At 74.9% G+C, this 21451-nt stretch carries 19 protein-coding genes; 10 read left to right on the plus strand and 9 right to left on the minus strand.

The genetic code is table 11. The annotated features are described in order from the left end of the window. Positions 1-50 precede the first annotated feature (50 nt). Positions 51-566, plus strand: a complete 516-nt coding sequence (locus AC3EVP_RS27120; RefSeq protein ID WP_435134138.1) for a hypothetical protein — start codon at positions 51-53, stop codon at positions 564-566. 22 nt (positions 567-588) lie between these two features. Here the strand turns inward: AC3EVP_RS27120 and AC3EVP_RS27125 are convergent, their stop codons facing one another. The 8 genes from AC3EVP_RS27125 to AC3EVP_RS27160 form a co-directional block, all read right to left on the minus strand. Then, a complete protein-coding gene (locus AC3EVP_RS27125) occupies positions 589-2337 on the minus strand; it encodes a TIGR03767 family metallophosphoesterase (protein WP_435134141.1) in 1749 nt (582 codons plus the stop codon). Between the two features lie 177 nt (positions 2338-2514). Further along, positions 2515-3342 carry an FHA domain-containing protein gene (locus tag AC3EVP_RS27130; protein ID WP_435134144.1) on the minus strand — a complete coding sequence of 276 codons (828 nt, stop codon included), beginning with the start codon at positions 3340-3342 and terminating at the stop codon, positions 2515-2517. A 154-nt stretch (positions 3343-3496) separates the two neighbouring features. Continuing rightward, positions 3497-5575, minus strand: a complete 2079-nt coding sequence (locus tag AC3EVP_RS27135) for a serine/threonine-protein kinase (protein WP_435134146.1) — start codon at positions 5573-5575, stop codon at positions 3497-3499. Between the two features lie 110 nt (positions 5576-5685). Continuing rightward, positions 5686-7620, minus strand: coding sequence for an ABC transporter ATP-binding protein (locus AC3EVP_RS27140; RefSeq protein ID WP_435134149.1), 1935 nt, complete (start codon positions 7618-7620; stop codon positions 5686-5688). Positions 7621-8131: 511 nt separating this feature from the next. Next, on the minus strand, positions 8132-9895 hold the full coding sequence (locus AC3EVP_RS27145) for a sodium/solute symporter (protein WP_435134152.1): 1764 nt from the start codon (positions 9893-9895) through the stop codon (positions 8132-8134). Next, the gene (locus AC3EVP_RS27150) at positions 9892-10398 is read right to left on the minus strand and encodes a DUF485 domain-containing protein (RefSeq protein ID WP_435134155.1); all 507 of its coding nucleotides are present in this window, start codon (positions 10396-10398) and stop codon (positions 9892-9894) included. The genes AC3EVP_RS27145 and AC3EVP_RS27150 overlap by 4 nt, the downstream gene beginning before the upstream one ends. Further along, positions 10395-11342 (minus strand): LytR/AlgR family response regulator transcription factor, encoded by a 948-nt coding sequence (locus AC3EVP_RS27155; RefSeq protein ID WP_435134158.1) that lies wholly within the window; start codon positions 11340-11342, stop codon positions 10395-10397. Before AC3EVP_RS27155 ends, AC3EVP_RS27150 begins: the two co-directional genes overlap by 4 nt. Next, the gene (locus tag AC3EVP_RS27160) at positions 11339-12520 is read right to left on the minus strand and encodes a sensor histidine kinase (RefSeq protein ID WP_335970279.1); all 1182 of its coding nucleotides are present in this window, start codon (positions 12518-12520) and stop codon (positions 11339-11341) included. Before AC3EVP_RS27160 ends, AC3EVP_RS27155 begins: the two co-directional genes overlap by 4 nt. A gap of 250 nt (positions 12521-12770) precedes the next feature. Here AC3EVP_RS27160 and AC3EVP_RS27165 point away from each other — a divergent pair, with 250 nt between their 5' ends. From AC3EVP_RS27165 to AC3EVP_RS27205, 9 genes are all read left to right on the plus strand, one after another. Beyond that, a complete protein-coding gene (locus AC3EVP_RS27165) occupies positions 12771-13406 on the plus strand; it encodes an acetate uptake transporter (protein WP_435134160.1) in 636 nt (211 codons plus the stop codon). 86 nt (positions 13407-13492) lie between these two features. Continuing rightward, the gene (locus AC3EVP_RS27170) at positions 13493-14146 is read left to right on the plus strand and encodes an HAD-IA family hydrolase (RefSeq protein ID WP_435134163.1); all 654 of its coding nucleotides are present in this window, start codon (positions 13493-13495) and stop codon (positions 14144-14146) included. A gap of 131 nt (positions 14147-14277) precedes the next feature. Beyond that, positions 14278-15300, plus strand: coding sequence for a DUF5954 family protein (locus AC3EVP_RS27175; RefSeq protein ID WP_335970286.1), 1023 nt, complete (start codon positions 14278-14280; stop codon positions 15298-15300). Between the two features lie 129 nt (positions 15301-15429). Further along, on the plus strand, positions 15430-15726 hold the full coding sequence (locus tag AC3EVP_RS27180) for a DUF6191 domain-containing protein (RefSeq protein ID WP_435134165.1): 297 nt from the start codon (positions 15430-15432) through the stop codon (positions 15724-15726). A gap of 97 nt (positions 15727-15823) precedes the next feature. Next, complete coding sequence (locus AC3EVP_RS27185) at positions 15824-17380, plus strand: pentapeptide repeat-containing protein (protein WP_435134168.1); 1557 nt, start codon at positions 15824-15826, stop codon at positions 17378-17380. A 45-nt stretch (positions 17381-17425) separates the two neighbouring features. Then, entirely contained in the window at positions 17426-17755 is a 330-nt protein-coding gene (locus tag AC3EVP_RS27190; RefSeq protein WP_335970294.1) for a hypothetical protein, read from the plus strand. Beyond that, positions 17755-19176, plus strand: a complete 1422-nt coding sequence (locus AC3EVP_RS27195) for a C2 family cysteine protease (RefSeq protein ID WP_335970295.1) — start codon at positions 17755-17757, stop codon at positions 19174-19176. Before AC3EVP_RS27190 ends, AC3EVP_RS27195 begins: the two co-directional genes overlap by 1 nt. Before the next feature lie 4 nt (positions 19177-19180). Then, positions 19181-19465, plus strand: a complete 285-nt coding sequence (locus AC3EVP_RS27200; RefSeq protein ID WP_335970297.1) for a hypothetical protein — start codon at positions 19181-19183, stop codon at positions 19463-19465. Further along, positions 19449-19901: a hypothetical protein gene (locus AC3EVP_RS27205; RefSeq protein WP_435134173.1), complete on the plus strand. Its 453-nt coding sequence runs from the start codon at positions 19449-19451 to the stop codon at positions 19899-19901. Before AC3EVP_RS27200 ends, AC3EVP_RS27205 begins: the two co-directional genes overlap by 17 nt. Positions 19902-19941: 40 nt before the next feature. On the opposite strand, the gene AC3EVP_RS27210 is transcribed toward AC3EVP_RS27205, so the two are convergent. Continuing rightward, on the minus strand, positions 19942-21426 hold the full coding sequence (locus tag AC3EVP_RS27210; protein ID WP_435134176.1) for an MFS transporter: 1485 nt from the start codon (positions 21424-21426) through the stop codon (positions 19942-19944). Positions 21427-21451: the final 25 nt, after the last annotated feature.

Raw genomic sequence — 21451 nt, forward strand, 5'->3', positions numbered from 1 at the left:
GTAGACCTGGGGAGAGCCGCCGGACCGGTGGCGCGAAAGGGGTCGAGCTGATGGCCGGACACACGCGGTGGGGATACGGCGTGGCCGGGGTGCTGGCCGCCTTGGCGCTGGCGGGGTGCGGGTCGTTCGGGGCCGGGGCCGGTCAGGGGGCCGCCCCGGCCTCCTCGGACCCGGCGGGCGGCGGGCTCCCCGTGGCCACCAGCACGGCGGCCGCACCGGTGCTGTCGCCGGTCCGTACGACGGCGCCGGTCCGTACGACAGCTCCGGTCCGTACGGCGGCGCCCGCGCGGACCAGCGGCGCCGCCGACCTGCGGTCCTGCTACGACGGCAGCTGCGAGATCACCGTCGCCGGGCCGGTGACGGTCCCGGTGGACAGCCGGTTCGGCTTCTCCTCGTTCAAGGTCACGCACGTCGGCGCCGACGGGGTGACCGTCACGGCCGACGGGGGCGGCACCCACCTGGAGTCGGGCGTCAGCCCCGGGGGCACGGCGGCGCTGAACAGCATCTCGGTCCGCGTGGTGTCGGTGCGCGGGCACACCGCCGTGCTGGCGGTCACGCACCACTGAGCCGCCCCCGTCGGGCGCGGGGTCAGGCGCCCGGTTTGGCCAGCAGAAGCTCGGTGTTGTGGTCGGCGGAGGTGCCGAGCTTGGCGGCGGGGGTGGCGTAGGGGTCGTTGAACGACAGCTCGCGGTAGAGGGCGGCGAGGTCGGCCTCGCCGGTGCTGGTGAAGTCGGTCGCGTACGGAGCGGCCGACTCCACCAGCGTGGTGAACAGCGAGAGGGTGCCGTCCTGGTTGTCGGCGATCTCGATGAGCCGCGCGTGCTGCGGGAAGTCCACGTGGGAGGCGGTGTTGATCTCCCAGAACGCGCGCTCGGGCACGGCGTGGCCGTGCGGGGTGATGAGGTTGGCGTGGGTGTGGCCGTTCACCCAGGCCACCACGTTCGGGTAGCGCTGGAGCAGCGTGACCAGCTCGGTGCCGGTGTGGCGGCCGTCGAACAGGTTGTACGGGTCGGGCAGCGTGTTGCCCATGGTGGTGCTGGTGTGGTGGCTGAACAGGACGACCAGCTGGTCCTGGGAGCCGCGCCGCACCACGTTGCCGTCGGTGTCGTACCAGTGGGTGCTGTACGACTGGAGGACCGCCTCCAGCCACTTCAGCTGCGCGGAGCCGATGGAGCCGTCTGCCCACCCGGCGCGGTTGGTGGTGTCCAGGCTGATGCCGAGGACGCCGTCGGCGATCGGGAAGGTGTAGTAGAGCTTGCCGCTGTCGGCGGCCGCCTGGGTGAAGCCGTGGCCGTACGGGCCGGGGCCGGTGACGGCGGTGGCGAGGTGCGCCTGCGCGAACTGCTTCGGGGTGAAGGGGGCGCGGCGGGCGTCGGGGGTGACCGAGCGGACCGGGCCGCCGCCGCCGATCAGGCCGAGCAGGATGGTGACCGCGGTCGCCGGGTCGTGCTGGACGGCGTCGGCGAGCTTGGCCGCGGTCGCGTCGTCGACGCCCTCGATCTTGCTGCCGCCGGTGTAGAGCGAGCCGAGCAGGCCCAGGTCGGGCAGGGTGCCCTCGATGCTGTCGTCGTGGTTGCCGACCGTGGTGTACCAGGGGGTGCGCAGCCCGCTCGCGGTGAACGGCCGTCCGGCGGCGGCCAGGAAGCCCGGCACCTGCGGGAAGCCGGCCTTCTTGTAGGTGTCCTGGAAGGCGGACTCGGGGTTCCAGTACTGCGCGGAGCCGGAGTTCTGCACGCCCTCGTAGCGGGAGGTGTCGCCGGTGTTCGGGGTGATCGCGCCGCCGCTCATCACCGTGAGGTACCAGTCGAGTTCGACCTGCTCGTGGTTGTCGGTGTTGTCGCCGGTCGCCATCACCAGGGAGAAGGGCAGGCCCGTGTAGGGGCCGCCGGCAAGGGAGTTGACCCGGTCGACCAGGGAGGCGGCGCCGCGCACGGTCAGCGCCTCGTGCGGGCGGTAGGCGGAGTCGATGTACTGCGCGAGGTACTCGAAGCGCACCGGCGACTCGGTGTCGGCCAGGTGCAGGTCGGTGAACTGCACGAACGAGGCGAGCCCGGTGCGGGTGGTGTCCCGGCCCGCGCCGCCCGCGGCCAGTTCGGTGCGCACCACCAGCGGCCAACCGGGCCCGCCCGCGAGGCGCTTGTAGGTGCCGCTGCCGGTGGCCGTCGCGGCCTGGGCGAGGGTGGTGCCCTCGACCGCGACGGCACGCGCGGCCGTGGCGGCGACCGCGCGATCGTGGGCCGCCGCCGATGCGAACGGGCTGTCCGCCAGGGTCAGGGCGGCCGCCGCCGCGGCGGCGGAGGCACCGGAGAGGAACTGGCGTCTGCTGGCTGCGCGCATGGACAAGTCTCCTGACGGTGGTCCTGGCGGGTGGTCGGGGCGGGCCCCGGGTGTGCCCGGTGCGCGCCCCGCTCCGTATTACCAGTGGGTAACGGCCAACCGCCAGAGTGCCGTCGCGTCCTCACGCCCGCTTGGCCGCCGCGTGAACCGGCCGTGAAGCGCCGACGGCTGCCAGGACTAGGCGATGCCGCCGCCGCTCCCGGTACGCGGGTCGAGGTCCGCCGGGCCCGGGTCCATCAGGTCCGGGTCCATCAGGTCCAGGTCCGGGGGGACGAGCGTGGTGGACTCGACCAGGCCGCGCAGCAGGTTGTGCAGGAGGTTGTTGTCCCAGGGGGTGCCGTCGTCGCCGTCGTGCATCAGCGGGTAGGGGAAGCCGCCGTCGTGCAACCGGCGCCGCAGGGCGGCGAGTTTGTACTCGATCCGGCGCACGCTCCAGTTGCCGTCCGGGCGCAGGCAGGCGAGCTGCTCGGCGGTGCGGCGGTAGGCCAGCGGGCGCGGGCCGTCCTCGTAGAGCAGGTAGTGCTGGCCCATCACGACCAGGAGCAGCCGCTCGTCGTCGTCCAGCGGCCAGACCTTGGGCGGCAGGGTCTCGGCGCGGCGGCGCGGTACGGCGCCGCGCTCGTCGTGGCCGGTGACGTAGAGCTCGACCAGGTGCTCGCGGAAGCCGGAGCCGCGGACGAAGACCGGGGTGTAGCCGGGGGCGAGGGGGATCGGTTCGGTGCTGCTGTGCATGAGGCGGCCGTGCGGCAGCCGGACCAGCTGGCGGCCGGTGTTGCGCAGCCACCACTGGCGCTTGCGGTAGGTGAGTTCGCCGTGGCGGCGGCTGACCCGCAGGTCGTCCTCGCCGACCGGCAGGTCCACGTCGTCCGGCCGCTCGCCGCGGCCGAACCTGATCACCAGACCGGTGCGCGGTGCCACCTTCAGGCCGCCGGTCACGGTGCGGGCGTGGAGCGTGCCGGGGCTGGCGGGCGCGGCGCCCCGCGCGAGGCTGTCCGGGCTGGTCACTGTCTCCTCCTCGAGCCGGGTCGGGGGTGGGCCGCGCGCTCCCCTCCGGTGCGCGGCCCCGGGGCCCCCGCGCGCCTTGCCTGCCGTGGCGCACCTCTTTGTCCGAGTGTGCCCGGCCGGCCCGGGACCCCTCCGCAAGCGGGTCGGGGAGGGGTCAGCCGGCGGGCAGGCGGGCGGCGGCCGCGGTGGCGAGGCGGGTGGCCATGGTGCGCAGCCGCGCGTCGCCGCCCGAGCCGCTGACCGCGAGTTCGAAGGTCTCGGCGAGGTGGTCGCCCTGGCTGCCGGTGTAGGTGCGGTGGACCACGTCGACCACCACGCTGCCGTCGTCCGGCGGTTCGACGAAGGCGCGGTGGCCGCCGAGGCGGGTGGCGGTGCCGTCCCCGGCGGTGGGCGGCTCGCCCCGGTCGAAGGTGAGGTCGACGTCGAGGTCGCTGGTGGTGCTCCGCCAGGAGCAGCCCCAGTTGCCGTAGGAGACGTCCGGGTGGTCGGCGTCGATGCCGGGGACGACTTCGAGGGCGGTCGCGGGCAGCAGGGTGCAGGCGTCCGTGGCGGCGAGCGAGCTGTCGGGCAGCGGCGGTTGGCGGCGCGGGAGCCGGCCGCCGGGCGGCACGGCGTTGAGGGCGGCGACCGCGGCGGTGGTGGCGGTGTCGGCCATGCCGCACAGGACCGCGGCGGAGGGGGTGGAGTCGTCGGCGGGCTTCGCGGTCACGACGGCGTGGGCGCTGCCGGTGCGGTGCCGTGCGCCCTGCCCGGAGCCGCTGGTGCCGCTCCCGGTGCCGGTGCCGTCTGGGCCGTCGCCGCCGCTGCCGTTGGACGTGGCGCCGTCGAGCAGGAGCGTACGGTCGCACTCGCCGCCGTCGGCGGGTTCGGCCACGACGCGCACCCGGCCGTCGGTGCGGACGGTGCCGGGCGGCTGGGCGGAGCCGTCGGCGAACTCCACCTCGATGTCGATCCGCGGCCCGGCGCCGGTGTCCACGATGACGTCGCACCGGTCGAAGTTGCCGTAGGCCGGGTCGAGTTCGGCGTCGCCGTAGCGTGCCAGCGCGGCGGGCTTCGCGAGCGCGCAGGGGTCGGCGGTGCGCTGGTCGCCGAAGAGGGCGGCGGACGCGGACCCGGTGGCGGTGCCCGTACCGGGCGCGGGGTCCGGCGCGGCCGAGGCCCCGCCCGAGCCGCCGGTGGCCGCCCACACGCCGGCGGCCACGGCCAGCAGGGCGACCGCCGCCGCCACGGCGGTCACCGGCCGCAGGTGGGCCCGCAGGAAGCGGCCCGCCCCCTGCGGCAGCAGGCCGCGGTCACGGCGGCGCACCGAACGGAACGGCACGGGCGCCCAACTGCCCCCGGCCGCCACTGAGTCCTGCGACGCGGACGGCAACGGGTCGGGCAGCTCCGGCAGTTCGGCGACCGGGCCCGCCACCGTACGCAGCAGCTCCCGCGCCTCGGCCGCGGTCGGCCGCGCGCCCGGGTCGCGGCGCAGCATCGCCGTCAGGGGCGCACGCAACTCACTGACCTCGGCGGCGACTTCGACGGCTCCCCGGGCGTGCGGGCCCGCCCGGTAGGCGCTCGCGCCGTCGCCGGGCACGCCCGGGGGCCGCGGCGCGTCGCCGGTGACCAGGGCGTGGACCGCCGCGGCGAGCGAGAACACGTCGGAGGCCGGCTCGGGCCGGCCGCGGACCACTTCGGGGGCCGCGTAGTGCGGGGTGTAGCCGATGGCGCTGTTCGGGGTGATCGTCTCCTTGCCGCCGACCCGGTAGGCGGCGCCGAAGTCGGCGAGCTTCACGGTGCGGGGGCCGGTGGCCACGACGTTGCCGGGTTTGATGTCGCCGTGCACGATGCCCTCCGCGTGCAGGGCGATCAGCGCGTCCGCGACCTGTGCGCCGAGGTGGGCGGCGAGGCGGGGCGGCAGCGGCGGGCGGCGGTCGAGGCTGCCGCCGGGGGCGTACTCCATCACCAGGTAGGTGGTGGCGCGGGTGCGGCGCCCCACGCGGACGGCGTCGTGGAGCGTCACGACGTGGGGGTGGGAGAAGCGGGCGAGCACGCGGGCCTCGGCGCGCAGCCGGTCGAAGGCGGTGGGGCTGTCGTCGCCCAGGACTCTCTTCAGGACGACGTCCCGGCCCAGTTCCTCGTCGTGGGCGAGCCAGACCTCGCCCGAGCCGCCCCGGATCGGACCGTCCGTCAGGCGGTAGCGTTCGCCGACCTTCGTACCCAGGCGCACCGCGTCTCCCTCACCCGTCACGCGTGACCCAGCCAGTATGGCCCCCGGGGCCGCCCGGGTCGGGGGTTGCGCGGGTTCACCACCCGGCCGCGCGCCTTCGCGCGTACGGCCGCCCCCCGGCAGGCCGGCCGTCAGGGCTGGAGGGAGGCGTAGCGGCCGTTCAGGGCGAGGAGTTGGGCGTGGGTGCCCGACTCGGCGATCTCGCCGCCGGACAGCACGAGCACGCGGTCGGCGAGGGCGGCGAGGGACATGTCGTGGCTGACGACGAGGGTGGTGCGGCCGGCCGACAGGCGGCGCAGCGCGGGCAGCAGGTGGTGGACGGCCTGGGCGTCGAGCCCGGTGGTCGGTTCGTCGAGGACGAGGACGGGGGTGTCGCGCAGCAGGGCGCGGGCGATCGCGATGCGCTGGAGCTGGCCGCCGGACAGCCGGGTGGTGCGGGGGGAGAGCGCGGTGAAGTAGCCGTCGTCGAGAGCGGTGACGAAGGAGTGGGCGCCGGCCGCGCGGGCCGCGTGCTCGATCTCCTCGTCGGTGGCGCCGGGGCGGCCGCAGGCGATGTTCTCGCGGACGCTGCCGCTGAGGATGTGGGTGCGCTGCGGCAGCAGCGTGACCTCCTGCCGCAGCCGGTCCAGCGGCAGGTCCCGCAGGTCGGTGCCGTCCAGCCGGATCGTGCCCGCGTCCGGGTCGTAGAAGCGGGTGAGCAGGGCGAGCAGCGTGGACTTGCCCGCGCCGCTCGGGCCGGTGACGACCACGAACTCGCCGGGGGTGACGGTGCAGGAGACGTTGCGCAGCACCGGCGCGGCGGCGCCGGGGTGGCCGAAGCGCACACCGCGCAGGTCCAGCCGCCCGGCGCCGCGGGCCGCCGCGGGTACGGCCGCGGGCGCCGGGAGTGCGGGATCGCCCACCGCCGGGCGTGCGTCGAGGATGTCGGCCAGCCGCTCGGCCCCGGCGGAGGCGGCCGTGGCGGTCAGCGTCAGGCCGCCCAGGGAGCGGATCGGCGGGTAGAGGTAGCCGATGAACGCGGCGAACGCCAGCAGTTGCCCCAGCGACATCCGGCCCGCGGAGATCTCCCAGGCGCCCAGGCCGATGATGCCCAGCACGCACAGTGTCTCGATGACCTCGATCGACTGCTGGTAGCACTCGTCGAGCCGGGCGCCCCGGACGGCGGCGCGCAGCCACGCGCGGGCCGCACCCTCCAGCCGCCGCTCCTCGGCGCGTTCGCGGTTGTACGCCTGCGTGAACAGCATGTTGTCCAGCGACTCGTCGACCACGGAGGTGAGGGCGCCGTCGGCCTGCCGCTCCTGCCGGGAGACCGAACTCATCCGCCCAGACAGGCCCTTGGCGGCGTACAGGAACAGCGGCGCGGTCAGGAAGGTGGCCAGCGCCAGGTCCCAGCGCAGCCACAGCGCGGCGGCGGCGTAGAGCAGGGCGCTCAGGGCGGCGGAGGCGCCTTGCAGCACGCCGGAGACCGCCATCTGCTCCACGGCTTCCACGTCTCCGGTGAGGCGTTCGACCAGGTCGCCCTGGCGGTGGCGCTGGAAGTAGTGCGGGGGGAGGGTCTGGAGGTGCCGGAAGACGGTGGCGCGCAGCCGCAGCACGAAGCGCTCGGCCAGCAGCGCGGACAGGGTGTTGCCGAGGTAGCCGCACAGGGCGGTCGCGACGGCCACGGCGAGCCACTGGGCGGCGGGCGTCCAGAAGCCGCCGAGGTCGCCGTCGCGCAGCGCGCCGTCGGTCAGTTCGCCGAAGAGCAGGATGGCGGCGGTCTCGCCGAGCGCGGTGCACAGGGAGAGGGCGCCGACCAGCACCATCCAGCGGCGGTCGCCGGCCGTCAGCGGCCAGAAGCGGCGGGCCGCGGCCCGTACGGAGGTGCCGGGGCCGGTCGGCTCCGGCGCTTCGGGCGGGGCCGGCGCCTCGGCGGATTCCCCTGCGGGTGCCGGGTCCGTGCCGCCCGCCGCGTCCACGGCGTGCGCGGGGTACGACGCGTCCGCAGGGTACAGCCCGTGCGGCGCGTCCGCGGGGCCCCGCCGGTCCGAGGCGCCCGGCACCCGGCCGTCCAGCAGCGTGTCCATCCGTCCCCTCCTCTTCTTCCTCTGCTTCCTCGTCCGGTTTTCCGGCCCCGCACACGCCGAGGCGGGTTCCGAGGGCCCTGAGCCCTGGAACCCGCCTCGCCGGCGCCGGTGGGGGCGCCGGCGTCGACGTCAGTTGCGCGCGTGCTTCGGACGCGGCGCCGGCGCGGGCTTGCGGGTCTTGCGCTTGGCCGGCTTCGGCGCGGGAGTGGACTTGTGCTTGGCGGGAACGATCTTGCGGAAGCTCATGATTTCTCCTCAGTGGATCTTCGTCCGGTGTTTTCTGTTGCCCCGTTCGGTGGCGACACCAGAAATCTACGATGGATTCGAGCGTGAAATCCACCAGATCCGCTGAGATCTGCCTTAATTGGCCGGCGGGGAGTTTTAATCGAAGGAAAGGAACCATCGGTGCAGGTGGCGGCGCTCACACCTGCCTATTGCTCACCTCGATTTTATTTACTTACGCCGCCCACACCTGTTTCCCCGCGCCAGGAATTGGCGGTGTGCCCGGCGGCTATTCCGGTGCGGGTCCTGTGACTTCTTCGGGCAGGTGCATCCGCAGCATCACCCGGTCCACGGCGGCGGCCGAGACGCGGCCGCGGGTGAGCAGTGAGCCCGCGACCATGACCGCGAAGGCGATCGGCACCGTCCAGGCGGCGGGTTCCTCCAGGAGCGCGGCGGCCCAACCGTGGCCCGGCCCGCGCACGGTGGTGACGACGACGGCCGCCGCGGCGAGCCCGCCGCCGGCCACCAGCCCGGCCAGCGCGCCGCGATCGGTGAGCCCGCGCCACCAGATCCCCAGCACCAGCAGCGGGCAGAAGGAGGACGCGGCGACCGCGAAGGCGAGCCCGATGGCGTCGGCGACCGGCAGCCCGGACGTCATCGTGGCCATCACCAGCGGCGGCACCCCCGCGACCAGCGAGGCCCACCGGAATCCGCGCGCCGACCCGCGCAGCAGGTCCTGCGAGACCACCGCGGCCACCGACACGGTCAGCCCCGACGCGGTGGAGACGAACGCCGCGAACGCGCCCGCCGTCGCCAGCGCCGCCAGCAGCCGCCCCGCCTCGCCGCCCTGCACGATCTGCGGCAGCACCAGCACCGCGGTGTCCGTCCTGCCGGTGAGCAGGAGTTGGGGCGCGAACACCCGGCCGAGCGCCCCGTACACCGGGGGCAGCAGGTAGAAGACGCTGAGCAGCACCAGTACGAGCAGCGTCGTACGGCGCGCGGCCCGCCCGTCGGGGTTGGTGTAGAAGCGGACGAGGACGTGCGGCAGCCCCATCGTGCCGAGGAAGGTGGCGAGCAGGATCGAGTAGACCGCGTACAGCGGGTGGGCGCGGCCGCCCGCGCCGGACAGCGGCCGGGCCCACGCCGCGCCGGTCGCGGGCGCCAGGCCCGCCTGGTGCGGCACCGGCACCCCGGCGGGGAAGGTGAGCCGTACGCCGGCCCCGGCGGAGTGCTCGCCCGCCGCCAGCCGTACGGCCTGCGGCGCCGACTCCCGCCCGCCGGACCGCTGTTCGCGCCCTGGGCCGTACCTGCGCCCGTCCAGGGAACCGTCGACCGCGACCGTCACCGGTGCGCGGACGTCGAAGCGCACCGGGTCCTGGACACGGACCACCGTACGGTGCGCGAAGCGCGGCACGTCGCCGCCGGTGAGCGCCGGCGACCCCGCGCTGTGCCAGGCCAGCACCAGGAACAGCGCGGGCACCGCGATCGCGACCAGCTTCAGCCAGAAGTGCAGGCCCTGTACGAGGGTGACGCTGCGCATGCCGCCCGCCGCGGACACCACGACCACCGCGCCCGCGACCACCACCGCCCCCGCCCACCGCGGAGCCCCGGTCACCGTCTGCAACGTCAGCCCCGCGCCCTGGAGTTGGGGCACCAGGTACAGCCAGGCGATCACCGCGACGAGCAGCCCGGCCACCCGGCGCACCGCGGTGGAGCCGAGCCGCTCCTCGGCGAAGTCCGGCAGCGTGTAGGCGCCGGAGCGGCGCAGCGGGGCGGCGATCAGCAGCAGCAGGACCAGGTAGCCGGCCGCGTACCCGACCGGGTACGCCAGCATGTCCACGCCGTAGGCCATCACCAGTCCGGCGACGCCCAGGAAGGACGCCGCCGACAGGTACTCGCCGCTGATCGCGGAGGCGTTCCACAGCGGGGAGACCTCGCGGGAGGCCACGTAGAAGTCGGAGGTGGCGCGGGACAGCCGCAGCCCGTAGACGCCGACGGCGACGGTCGCCACCAGGACGGCGCCGAGCGCGACCAGCCCGAGCACGGGGTTCACCCGGCACCGCTGTTCTCGGCCCCGCCCGCGGGCGCCGCGCCGGCGGAACCTTCCTGCGCGGTAGGCGGGTTCGCGGCTCCTCGCGCGGTGCCGGGTGCCGCCGCCGGGTCGGGGCCGTTGAGCAGGTCGGTGAAGTCGCGTTCCACCCGCTCGGCGTGCCGGATGTGGAACCAGGCCATGCCGACCAGCACCGGGTAGGCGACCACGCCGAGCAGCAGCCAGGCCAGGCGGAAGCCGAAGACCTCGGCGGTGCGCAGCCCGGGCAGCAGGGCGAACGCCGCGGGCAGGCCGCCGAGCACCACCACCAGCACCGCGAACACGCCGAGTGCGAGCCGTAGTTGGTCGCGGACGAGGGAGCGTACGTAGACCTGCCCGAGCCGGGGCTGCGTGTGCAGGTCGGCGGCGCGGGTACGGGCGGACCAGCCGCCGGGGCGGTGCCTGCGCGGCCCGGACACCGCGGTCCTGCGGGGCGGCGGCGCGGGCGGCTGGTGGCCGCCGGTCACCTGCGGCCGCCGGGACCGGAGCCGGACCCCGGGCCGAGACCCGAGCCGTGACCCGGGCCGGACGCCGGGCCGTGCCCCGAGCCGTGACCCTGGCTGTGCCCCTGGCCTGGCCCCGAAGTCCCGGGGCCGGCCGCGGGGTTGCCGTATCCCGGGCCGGGGCGCGGCGCCCACCGCGTCAGCAGTTCGCGCAGCTCGCGTGAGTGCCGCCGGCTGACCGGGAGTTCGCCGCCGGCGACCCGTACCGTCCAGTGCCCGGCGTCCGAGCGCAGCTCCTCGACATGGCCCAGCGCCACCAGGAACCGCCGGTGGATGCGCAGGAAGCCGTGTGGCGCCCAGCGCTCCTCCAGTACGGACAGCGGGACGCGGACCAGGGGCGCGCCGCCGCGGGTGTGCAGGCGGACGTAGTCGCCCTGGGCCTCCACATAGGACACCTCGTCGCGGGAGACGAAGCGGGTGACCCCGCCCGCCTCCACGGGTATCCGGTCCTCGGGCGGGGCCGGCGGCGCGGGCCGCTCCGGCGCCGGACGGGCGTACCCGGCGCCGTCGGGCACCGCGCCGCCCGGCGCGCCGCCGCTCCCGATCAGCGCGGCCACCCGGCGCACCGCCTCCGCCAGGCGCTGCGGGCCGACCGGTTTGAGCAGGTAGTCGCAGGCGTTGAGGGCGAACGCGGAGACCGCGAAGTCGTCGTAGGCGGTGACGAACACCACCGCGGGCGGGTGCGCGAACCGGCCCAGTACCCGCATCAGTTCCAGGCCGGAAAGGCCCGGCATGCGGATGTCGAGGAAGACGGCGTCGGTGCTGCCGTCCTCCAGCAGCCGCAGCGCCTCCTCGCTGCCGCCGGCCGCCAGCACCCGGCCCACCCGGTGGTCGCCGCGCAGCAGATAGGTCAGCTCCTCCAGCGCGGGCGGCTCGTCGTCCACCGCGAGGACCTGTAGCGGTCTCACGAAGCGTGCACCCCGTTCCGGTACTTGGGCACCCTGACGTTGATCCTCGTCCCCGCACCCGGTGCGGTCTCCACCACCAGCCCGTACTCGTCGCCGTAGACCGTGCGCAGCCGTTCGTCCACATTGGCCAGGCCCAGCGAGTCCCCGCCGGCCTTTCCGGCGAGCTGCGCGCGCACCTGCTCAGGGTCCATGCCCACGCCGTCGTCCTCCACACTGATCCGGCACTCCGTACCGGCGTCCTCGGCCCGGATCGTGATCCGGCCCGAACTGGCCTTCGGGCCGAGGCCGTGCCGGACCGCGTTCTCCACCAGCGGCTGGAGGCACAGGAACGGCACGGCCACGGGCAGGACTTCGGGGGCGATCAGCAGGTCCACCCGCAGCCGGGCGCCGAACCGGGCGCGCTCCAGGCGCAGATAGCTGTCCACGGAGTGCAACTCCTCCGCGAGCGTGCTGAACTGGCCGTGCCTGCGCAGGCTGTATCGGGTCAACTCGGCGAACTCCAGCAGCAGTTCGCGTGCCTGGTCGGGGTCGGTGCGGACGAAGGACGCGATCGCGGTGAGCGAGTTGTAGACGAAGTGCGGGGATATCTGGGCGCGCAGCGCCTTGAGTTCGGCCTCGATCACCCGGGTCCGGGAGCGGTCCAGCTCGGCGAGTTCGAGCTGCGAGATCACCCAGTGCGCGACCTCGCCCGCGGCGCGGACCAGTCCGGCCGACACCTGCCGCGCGTACACCGACAGCGCGCCCACCACCAGGCCGTCCACCACCAGCGGCACCACGACGGCGCTGCGCACCGGGCAGTCCAGGTCCGCGCAGGCGATCGCCTCGGCCGGCACCACCCAGGGGCGGCCGGCGTCCATCGCGTCCCTGGCGTGCGCGACCGCGTCCGCGGCGTGCTTGCGGCCCGGGCCCTCCCAGGCGAGCAGCGTCTCCGCGCCGACCACCGCCAGGGCGGGCGTGCCCAGCAGCGCGCGCAGATGGCGGGCGGCGCGCCGGGCGGAGTCCGCGTTCAGGCCGTCGCGCAGCGGCGGCGCCGCCAGCGACGCCTGGTGGAGCGTGGCGAACGCGGCCCGGTCCGCGGGGGTGCCGAACCCGCGCCGCCCCCGGACCAGCCAGAAGAGGGCAGCCGCTGCGCCCGCGACCACCAGGGCGACCGACACCACGGTGATCACCGAGCTCATACGTCGCATTATGGCCATCGCACCGCACCCGGGACAGGGGCGCGCACCGCCTTCCGCCCGGCGCCGAGGGACCGTTCACCGTGGGTGGAGGACCGTTCACCGAGCGGCGGGGACCGCTGGGCGACCCGCGCGGTGTGAGGGACGTCACGTCCCCGGGGCGCGACCTAGCGTGGACCGGGGGCCGGGCACGGCCCCGGCGGCAGCCCGCTGCCGTCCCCCCGGCATTCCTCGACGAGGAGGAAACCCGCAGATGAGCACCGCCGCACCGGCTCCAGCCCCTTCCGCCGCGGACACCATCGCCGACCCCGGACCGCTCGGCCTGGCCGGGTTCGCGTCCACCACGTTCGTGCTCAGCTCCTTCAACGCCCACCTGATAGACCAGAACCTGCTCACCGTGGTGCTGCCGCTCGCGCTGTTCTACGGCGGGCTGATCCAACTCCTCGCCGGCATGTGGGAGTTCCGCAAGGGCAACACCTTCGGGGCGACCGCGTTCGCCTCCTACGGCGCGTTCTGGCTGTCGTACGCGGCCTACGTGAAGTTCGTCGTCGGCACGCTCCCGCCGGACACCGCACACCAGGCCACCGGCCTCTACCTGCTGGTCTGGGCGGTCTTCACGGTCTACATGACCGCCGCCGCGCTGCGCACCAACACCGCCCTGCTGTCGGTCTTCGCCGCCCTGTCCGCCACCTTCATCGTGCTGGCCATCGGCGAGTTCGCGACCTCGGTCGGCGTCACCAAGGTCGGCGGCTGGCTCGGCCTGGTCACCGCGGTGCTCGCCTGGTACACCTCCTTCGCCGTGGTCACCAACGCCACCTGGAAGCGCCCGGTGATCCCGCTCGGCTCCCTCGCCCTGCGCGGCGGCCCGGTCGAGGAACCCCACGTCTGAGACCCCCCGCGTCCCGCCCCGTCCCCACGCCCCCACCTGGCCGCCATCCCCGCCCCCGCCTCCCGGGCAGCGGGTACGGTGGCCGGATGGGGGACTTCCAACGACCGCGGCCGGCAGCCGACTTCCTTGACGGCATCGCGTACGACGCGGTGCTCTGCGACTTCGACGGCGTCGTCCACCTGTGGCCGCCCGACTCGATGACCTCGCTCGACCTCGCCCGCGGCCTGCCCGAAGGGACCCTGGCCGCGGCGGCGTTCCGGCCCGCGCTCCTCCAACTCGCCATCACCGGCGCGATCACCGACGAGGAGTGGCGGGCCCGAGTCGCCGCGGACCTGGCAGGCGTCTGCGGCTCGCGGCCGGCGGCCACCGCCATGGTCGCCGAGTGGACCGCCCGCACCGGCAGCGTCGACCCCGAGATGCTGGCGCTGCTCGCGGCCGTCCGTGCCCGCGGGGTGCCGGTGGTGCTGGTCTCCAACGCCACCACCCGGCTGGAGTCCTACCTCGCCGCCGCCGGTGTCGCCGACGCCTTCGACGCGGTGCTCAACACCGCCCGGCTCGGCGCCGCCAAGCCCGACCCCCGGGTCTTCGCCGCCGCGGCCGATCTGGCCGGCGCCGACCCGCGGCGGTGCCTGTTCGTGGACGACACCGCCGGCCATGTCGCCGCCGCCGAGGCGGCCGGGATGCGCGGGGTGCGGTACGACGGCGTGGCCGGGCTGCGGGCGGCGCTGGGCGGCCGGTGATTGCCCGGGAGAACCGGCAACGGCGGCGCGAGGGGCGCGAACTGGGGTTGTGCGGTGCACGGCCGCCGGGGCGGCTGTGAGTTCCGGGGGAAGGCTGGCAAGGATGCACCCTGTGTGAGCACAATGCCCGTATGAGTAGCGAGGAGCAGTGGCCCTGCCCGGACGGGCTGGTGATGCGGGTGCAGCCCCCCGAGCACCCGGTGGCGGCCGCGGAGGAGGCCGACGCGGCGGACGCCGCCCGCCGTTACGCGCACTACATCATCCGGGGCCCGCTGTTCGGGGTGGCCGCGCGCGGCCCGGGCGAGGTCGGCTGGCGGGTGGTCGCACCGGTGATGGAGGGCTTCCCGCAGGAGTCCCGCGACGTGCTCAACTCCTACCTGTGGCTGAAGGCCAAGGACGACACCGACGACCCGGCCGTACGCCGCGAACTGCTCGCCGCTGTGCACCGGTTGGAGAACGAGGCGGTCGACGAGCTGACGGTGTGCGGGGTGCGGTACCGGGTGGTGCGCGCCGAGGAGTACGTCTACACCAACGCGGACGGCCTGGAGCCGCCCCGCCCGTCCGACCGGGACGTCCTGGTGCCGGACTGGTTCGGGATGCCGGACGAGCCGGACCTCGACGAGGGGTTCGTGATCGACCACGCCGCGATCACCGGGATCGCCGCCGGCTCCGAGCGGCTGGCGCTGCGCGAACTGCGCTACCGCAGCGAGCGCTACCCCGAGGACGTGCGCGCCGACTCCCTCGCGGCGCTCGGGACCCACCCGGGCACCGTGGTGCTGCCGGCCGCCTTCCGCGTCGTCGAGCGCACCGACGACGGCTGGGAGCCCTTCTCCGCGGTCGTGGCCACCCCGCACGCGGCCCGCCGCACCCTGGTGACGGCCCTCACCGAGATGTGGCCGCGGATGTACGCCCTCGACGCCGACGAGACGGCCGAGTACGAGCGGATCGCCGACCGCTTCCGCGCGGCCGGGCGCGCCAACGAACTCGCCGTCGGCGACCGGATGTTCCACATCGTCCGGATCGGCCGCATGGTCCGGATCGGCCTGGACGGCCCCGAGCCGCCCCGCCCCTCCGACACCGACGCGTACGGCCCCTCGAAGATCCGCCCGACGATGGACGAGAACGGCGTCATCACCCACAGCTCCGAGGAGTGACCGCCGCGGCGCCGGGCCGCCCGGAGCCGCGGGTTGGCCGCGGGTTGGCCGCCGGTTCGCCGCCGGGGCGCCGCCGCCGCGGCGGCGGGCGTAGCCTGGGCTCATTGCCGAGGTGGACGGAGGGCCGCGATGTTCGACTTCTTCGACGAACTGTTCGCGCCGGGCCGCAGGCACACCGAGGAGGAGCGCAACCGGCTGGAGCTGACCCGGGAGGACGAGGGCAGCAGCGATCCGGCGCGCGGGCCGATAGACCTCACCTCGGGGACGGTCACCGTACGGCTGCCGGACAAGCGGGGTGAACAGGACAAGTCGTCCGCCGGCGGCGGACAAGCCCCCGGGGCCGGCCCTGCCCCCGCCCCCGACACCCCCGCCCCCGACACCCCGGCCGCCGAGGACCACGACAGCCCCGACGCGCCCGCCGCCTGAACCGCGCCCCCTCCGCCTGCGCGTGACCCGCCCCGTCCTCGGACGCCCGTTCGGTAGGGTGCGGGGTCAGCGGGCCGACGACAGGGGGCAGGGGCAGATGCAGCCGGACTTCGCCGAGGCGTACGCGCGCGCCGCGGAACAGCTGACCGGCCCGGACCCCGACGCCCGGCCCGCGGCGCTGCGGGAGCTGGCAGCGCTCGCCGAGGCGGACCCCGAGCTCCGCCTGGACGTGGTGGCCGCCGTCTGCGGCTTCCTGTGCGACCCGGCCGGGGCGGACACCGGTCCGGCCGCCGAACTGCTCGCGGCCCTGGCCCGCCGCCACCCCGCCGGGGACTGCGCACCCGGCTGCGCGGACTGCCTCGACGTCGACCTCACCGGCGCCGTCCTGACCGCGGACACCGACTTCGGCGGCTGCCGCTTCGGCACGGCCGCCTTCGCCGACGCCCACTTCCGCGGCGCCTGCTCCTTCGCGGGCGCCCGCTTCAGCGGGGAGGCGCTCTTCCAGCGGGCGGTCTTCGAGCGGGGCGCCCGCTTCACGGACGTCCGGTTCGGCGCCGCGGCCGTCTTCGGGCGCACCCGCTTCCGGGCGGACGCCGACTTCTCCGGCGCCCGCTTCGAGGGCCTGGCCTGGTTCGGCCGCGGCGAGGAGACGCTGTCGGAGGACGAGGAGGTCTGGGAGCAGGCCGAGACCTGGCGGCCGGTGGCCTGGGACGAGCCGGGCGAGCACGACCCGTGCTGGCCGCTGGCCGTCCTGGACATGGACTACCAGGAGTGGGCGGAAGGCGGCGACGGGGCGCGGTTCGGCGGCCGGGCGTCGTTCGCCGGGGCCCGCTTCGCCGACGCCGCCTGGTTCTGGAAGGCGCGCTTCGGCGGCGCCGCGGACTTCGGCCGGGCCGTCTTCGGCGGGCGGGTGCACCTCGTCCAGCCGGCGGTCGACCTCACCGGAGCCCGCCACACAGGGCGCGCCGTCCAAGCCGCCGGCACTGCCGAAGCCGCCACCGCCGCCACCGAAGAGCGCGAGTGGCCGCTCGGCTGGACCGCGGTCCCGCCGCCCACCGGTGCCGGCCTGCTCCTGGCGGAGGACCCCGCCGCCGCGCCGTACGCCCGCCAACTCGCCCACCCCGACGCCGAAGTGCGCCGCACCGGTCTGCGCCTGCTCGGCGAACTCGGCGACGCCCGGCCCGACATGCGGCAGCGCGCGGCCGACACCGTCTGCGCGTACCTGCGTTCCCCGCTGCCGTCCGAACCGGGCGCCCGGCAGGCCGAGTCGGCCGTCCGCGACGACGCCCAGCGGCTGCTCGCCGACCGAACCCGCCCGGCCGCGGGCGACCGCTTCTGGTCCGGCCTGCGCCTCCAGCTGTCCGGCGCCACGCTCACCGACTTCGACCTCAGCGGCTGCCGACTGGCGTACGGGGACTTCACCGGCACCCTCTTCCAGGGCGCCACCTCCTTCGCGGGCGCCGCCTTCGGCACCCGCCCGTACGACCCGGGCGCCGACTTCTGCCTCCCGGGCAGCACGCGCGGCCGGGCCGCCTTCCGCGGCCGCGCCGACTTCACCGCCGCCGCCCTCGCCCGCGCCTGGGGCCTCCAGCGCTGCCTCACCGGATGCGTTGTGACGGGTATCGAGGTTCCGGAAGAGGGCGCAATACCGTAATCTCCCCAGCGCAACAGCACGTTCGCCATACGAAACGGGGATCGCATGGGTGACGGGGGAGCGGGGGCGGAGACGCCCGCGCAGAAGAAGGCACGTGCCGCGGAGCTGCGCACCTGCGCACAGAAAGCGCGCACCATGGCCGGGACGCTCGGCACGTTCCTGGACACGACGGTCAACCAGGCCACGGCGAACCCGCCGATCTGGGCCGGGCCGTACGCGGAGACAACCACGAGCACGCTGGCCGAACGCCGCAACCGGCTGCGGGTGATGGCCGACGACCTGATCAGGGACTCGGTGCGCTGGACCAGCGAGGCGAGCCGGCTGGAGGACGAGGCGGCCAAGGACGGCGCCAAGAAGCCCGCGGGGAGCCACTGATGGCCTTCCACGGGTTCGACACCGGGCAGATCCGCACCATGTCCGGGCACATGAAGAACATCAGCCCATCCGCCCGGACGCTCCACGGCGACCTGGCGGGCCTGCTCCAGAAGGTGCAGGGGCTGATGGACGGCAAACCGGCCACCACCAGCGAGGCGCTGGAGCCGCTGCTCGTCCAGGTGTTCCCGCTCTTCTACTCCGGGCTGCCCGCCTCGCTGCACTCGGAGCTGGACAGCACCTCGGCGTCGATCGACCGGCGCTGCACCCAGCTCGACGCGTTGCAGACGCTGGAGAAGCAGGGCTACACGGTCGACCCGAGCCTGTACTTCGACGACGAACCGCCGCCGGACGAGCAGAAGGTCAAGGACGCGCTGGCGTACTTCGACGACCACATCGGCGACTCCGGCGGCTTCCTGTGGTCGAACTCCGCGCAGGGCGCCAAGGAAGTCCTCGACGACTTCAAGAAGCTGACCCCCGCCGAGCTGGACATGGTGATGTCGCGGATGTCGCCGAGCCAGCTGAAGAAGCTCAACGGCCAGCTGGGCGAGGGCTCTTCGTGGTGGGGCGCGGGCGACTCCGACGGCGCGGTCAAGGCGGCGTGGACGAACATGATCCAGTCGGAGTGCGGGCCGACCACGCTGGAGAAGATCGAGCCGGTGCTGACCAACCTGAAGTGGCAGCCCGACACCACCGTGGACGGCGCGACGTACAAGACGGTGGACGGGCCGCTGTTCGGCCCGGACGGGCCCGACCTGATGAACGACCTGCGCCAGGGCCAGGACGGCGACTGCTGGTTCCTGTCCTCGCTGGCCGCGATCACCGAACGCGACCCGAGCTGGCCCCAGCAGCACATCCGGCAGAACCCCAACGGCACCTACACGGTGACCTTCTACCGCAAGGGCGTCCTGCCGGGGATGCCGCCGACCCCGGTCGAGGTCACCGTCGACAACAAGCTGCCGGTCGACTCCCACGGCAACCCGGTCTACGCCGACACCCGCAGCGGCGCCACCTGGGTGGCGATCTACGAGAAGGCGTTCGCGCAGTACTCCGGCGGGTACAAAAAGATCGACGGCGGCTGGGGCGACGTCGGCATGTCCGACCTGACCGGCCAGGACGCCACCCGCAGCAGCCCCGGCGACGTCTCCTTCGCCGACATCAACACCAAGATCAGCAACGGCGAGGCGGTCACCATCGGCACCAAGGGCGACGACGACATCCACGACGACCGGCTGGTGTCCGGCCACGAGTACTCCGTGGAGCGCGTCGACATGAACGCCCACCCGCCGACGATCACCCTGCTGAACCCCTGGGGCTCGGGCCAGTACGAAGGCACGAAGCAGATGCCCCAGGAGGTCACGCTGACCGAGGACGAGTACCGACGCAACCTGAACGAAGTGTCGTTCACACGGACAGGAGTGTGAGCCGATGTCCACGGTCTACCGTCTCGGGCGCCGCGCCCAGTTCCGCCGCGGCGACCTCGTCGTCGGCATCGTGCGCACCAGCGCCGACCCCGCCGACCCGTGGGCCCGGCTCAACCTGGTGGACGACGGCGCCCTGACCGGCGACGTGGTGCAGGTGCGGGCCGGCGACGTGGTGCCGGTCGGCCGGCACGAGCTGACCCTGGTGGAGGTGGTCCCCGGCTCGCGGGACGGCTACGTGACCTTCACCGTCCGCTGGCCGGAGGGGGCGCCGGATGAACCGGCCGAGTAGGGGGCGGCTGTTCGCGGCGGGCGGCGGGCTGGTGGTGGTGTGCGCGGCGGCCGTGGCCGTGGTGATGCACTCCGGGCACCACTCCGGCGACGCCGACCGCACCCCGCCGCCGCTGGGCGCCCACCCGGCGGACGTGCAGCGGCTCCAGGTCGTCGCGTCGGGCAACCCGTCCCGCCCGACCGGCTACGCCAAGCGCTCCGACGGCGGCACCGTGGGTCTCGGCGTCCAGAACGACGGCAGGAAGCCGGCGGCGGGCCGGGCGATCCTGATGATCCGCGACGGCGGCGGCACCTCGGGCCCGGCGAAGGTCGAGGTGGTGCGGGTCGGCCAGACCGTCACCGCCTACGGCGTCGAGGTGAAGGTGCTGAAGATCTGGCAGATGCCGGACCCGGCGCACAACGCGATCGACATCCAGGTCGACCCGGCCGCCGGCTGACCAGGGGCGCTGCGGCAGCGGGCACGGGGAGCCGACGGCGCTACGGCAGCAGGCCCTGCGCATCGGGGCCGTGCGCGTCGTAGTGCCAGAACGGCCGCACCGCGAGCGCCGCGGCCACCACGAGGACCACGCACAGCAGGGCACTGCCCGACCAGGCGGCGGTCAGCGTGGTGGTCGCGGCCATCGCCCCGGCCCGCAGGTCCCCGAGCCGGGGGCCGCCGGAGACCACGACGGTGAAGACGCCCTGCATCCGGCCGCGCATCTCGTCGGGCGCGTAGGTCTGCAGGATCGTCTGCCGGTAGACGGCGCTGACCAGGTCGGCGGCCCCGGCCAGCACCAGCAGCAGCACGGCGAGCCACAGCGCGCGGGCGAAGCCGGCCAGCGCGATCGCGGTCGCCCAGCCGACCACGGCGAAGGTGAGCGCGACGCCCTGGCGCCGGACCCGGCCGATCCAGCCGCTGCACAGCCCGGCCAGCAGCGAGCCGACCGCGACCGCGGAGTACAGCAGGCCGACACCGCCGTGGAAGCGGGACGCGGCGGCCTGCGGGAAGAGCGCGCTCGGCATGGCCAGCGCCATCGCCGCGATGTCCGCCCCGAACGACATCAGCAGCACCGGGTTGCCGCCGATGAAGCGCAGCCCGTCGAGCACCGCGCGCAGCCCCGACCCGGCACGCGCGGCGACCGGCCTGATCGACGGCAGCAGGAACGTCGCGTACAGCGACATGGTGAACAGCACGGCGTCCGCGGCGTAGGCGTAGGCGAAGCCGTGCGGGAGCGAGATCAGCACCCCGGCCACGAGCGGCCCGGCGACCTGCCCGACGTTGCCGACGGTGAAGCTGAGCGTGTTCGCCGCGGGGACCAGGTCCGGCGGCACGATGCGCGGGATGATCGCGCCGCGGGTCGAGGAGGAGACCGCGAACCCGGCGCCCTGCACGGCGACCAGCGCGAGGACCAGGCCCACCGAGCGGGCGCCCAGCAGCGTCTGCGCGAGCAGTGCGAGCGTCACCGCCCAGGTGGCCAGCGAGGACCACAGGCACAGCAGGCGGCGGTCCACCGCGTCCGCGACGGCCCCGCCGTACAGGCCGAAGACGACGATCGGCACGAAGCCGGCCAGCCCGGCCAGGCCGACGTAGAACGACGAGTGCGAGACCGCGTAGATCTGCACCGGGATGGCGACCTCGGTGACCATCGTGCCGACCAGTGACGCGCCCTGCCCGATCAGCACCCGCCGGAAGGCCGGTACGGCCAGCGGCCGGGTGTCGACGGCGGCGGCGCGCAGCCGCCGGGAGAGGCCGCCGGTGCGGGGCGCGGGCTCCGGCGGTCGCGCGGCGCGCACGGCCGTGTCCGGGGCGCCGGGCGCGTCGTCCCCGGCGGCGGACGGACCACCCACCGGTAGGCCGTCGGCCGGCCCGCCGTGCCCCGGTATGCCGTCGGCCGCCATGACGCGCGCGGGCACGGGGCTTGCCGGGGCGTCCTCCTGGTCGGGATCGCCGCCGCGGGCCGCGCCCGCCCGTGTGGTGTCCATGGCGTCCACGCTGTCATGCGCGCGG

This window comes from Actinacidiphila sp. bgisy144 (assembly GCF_057708105.1).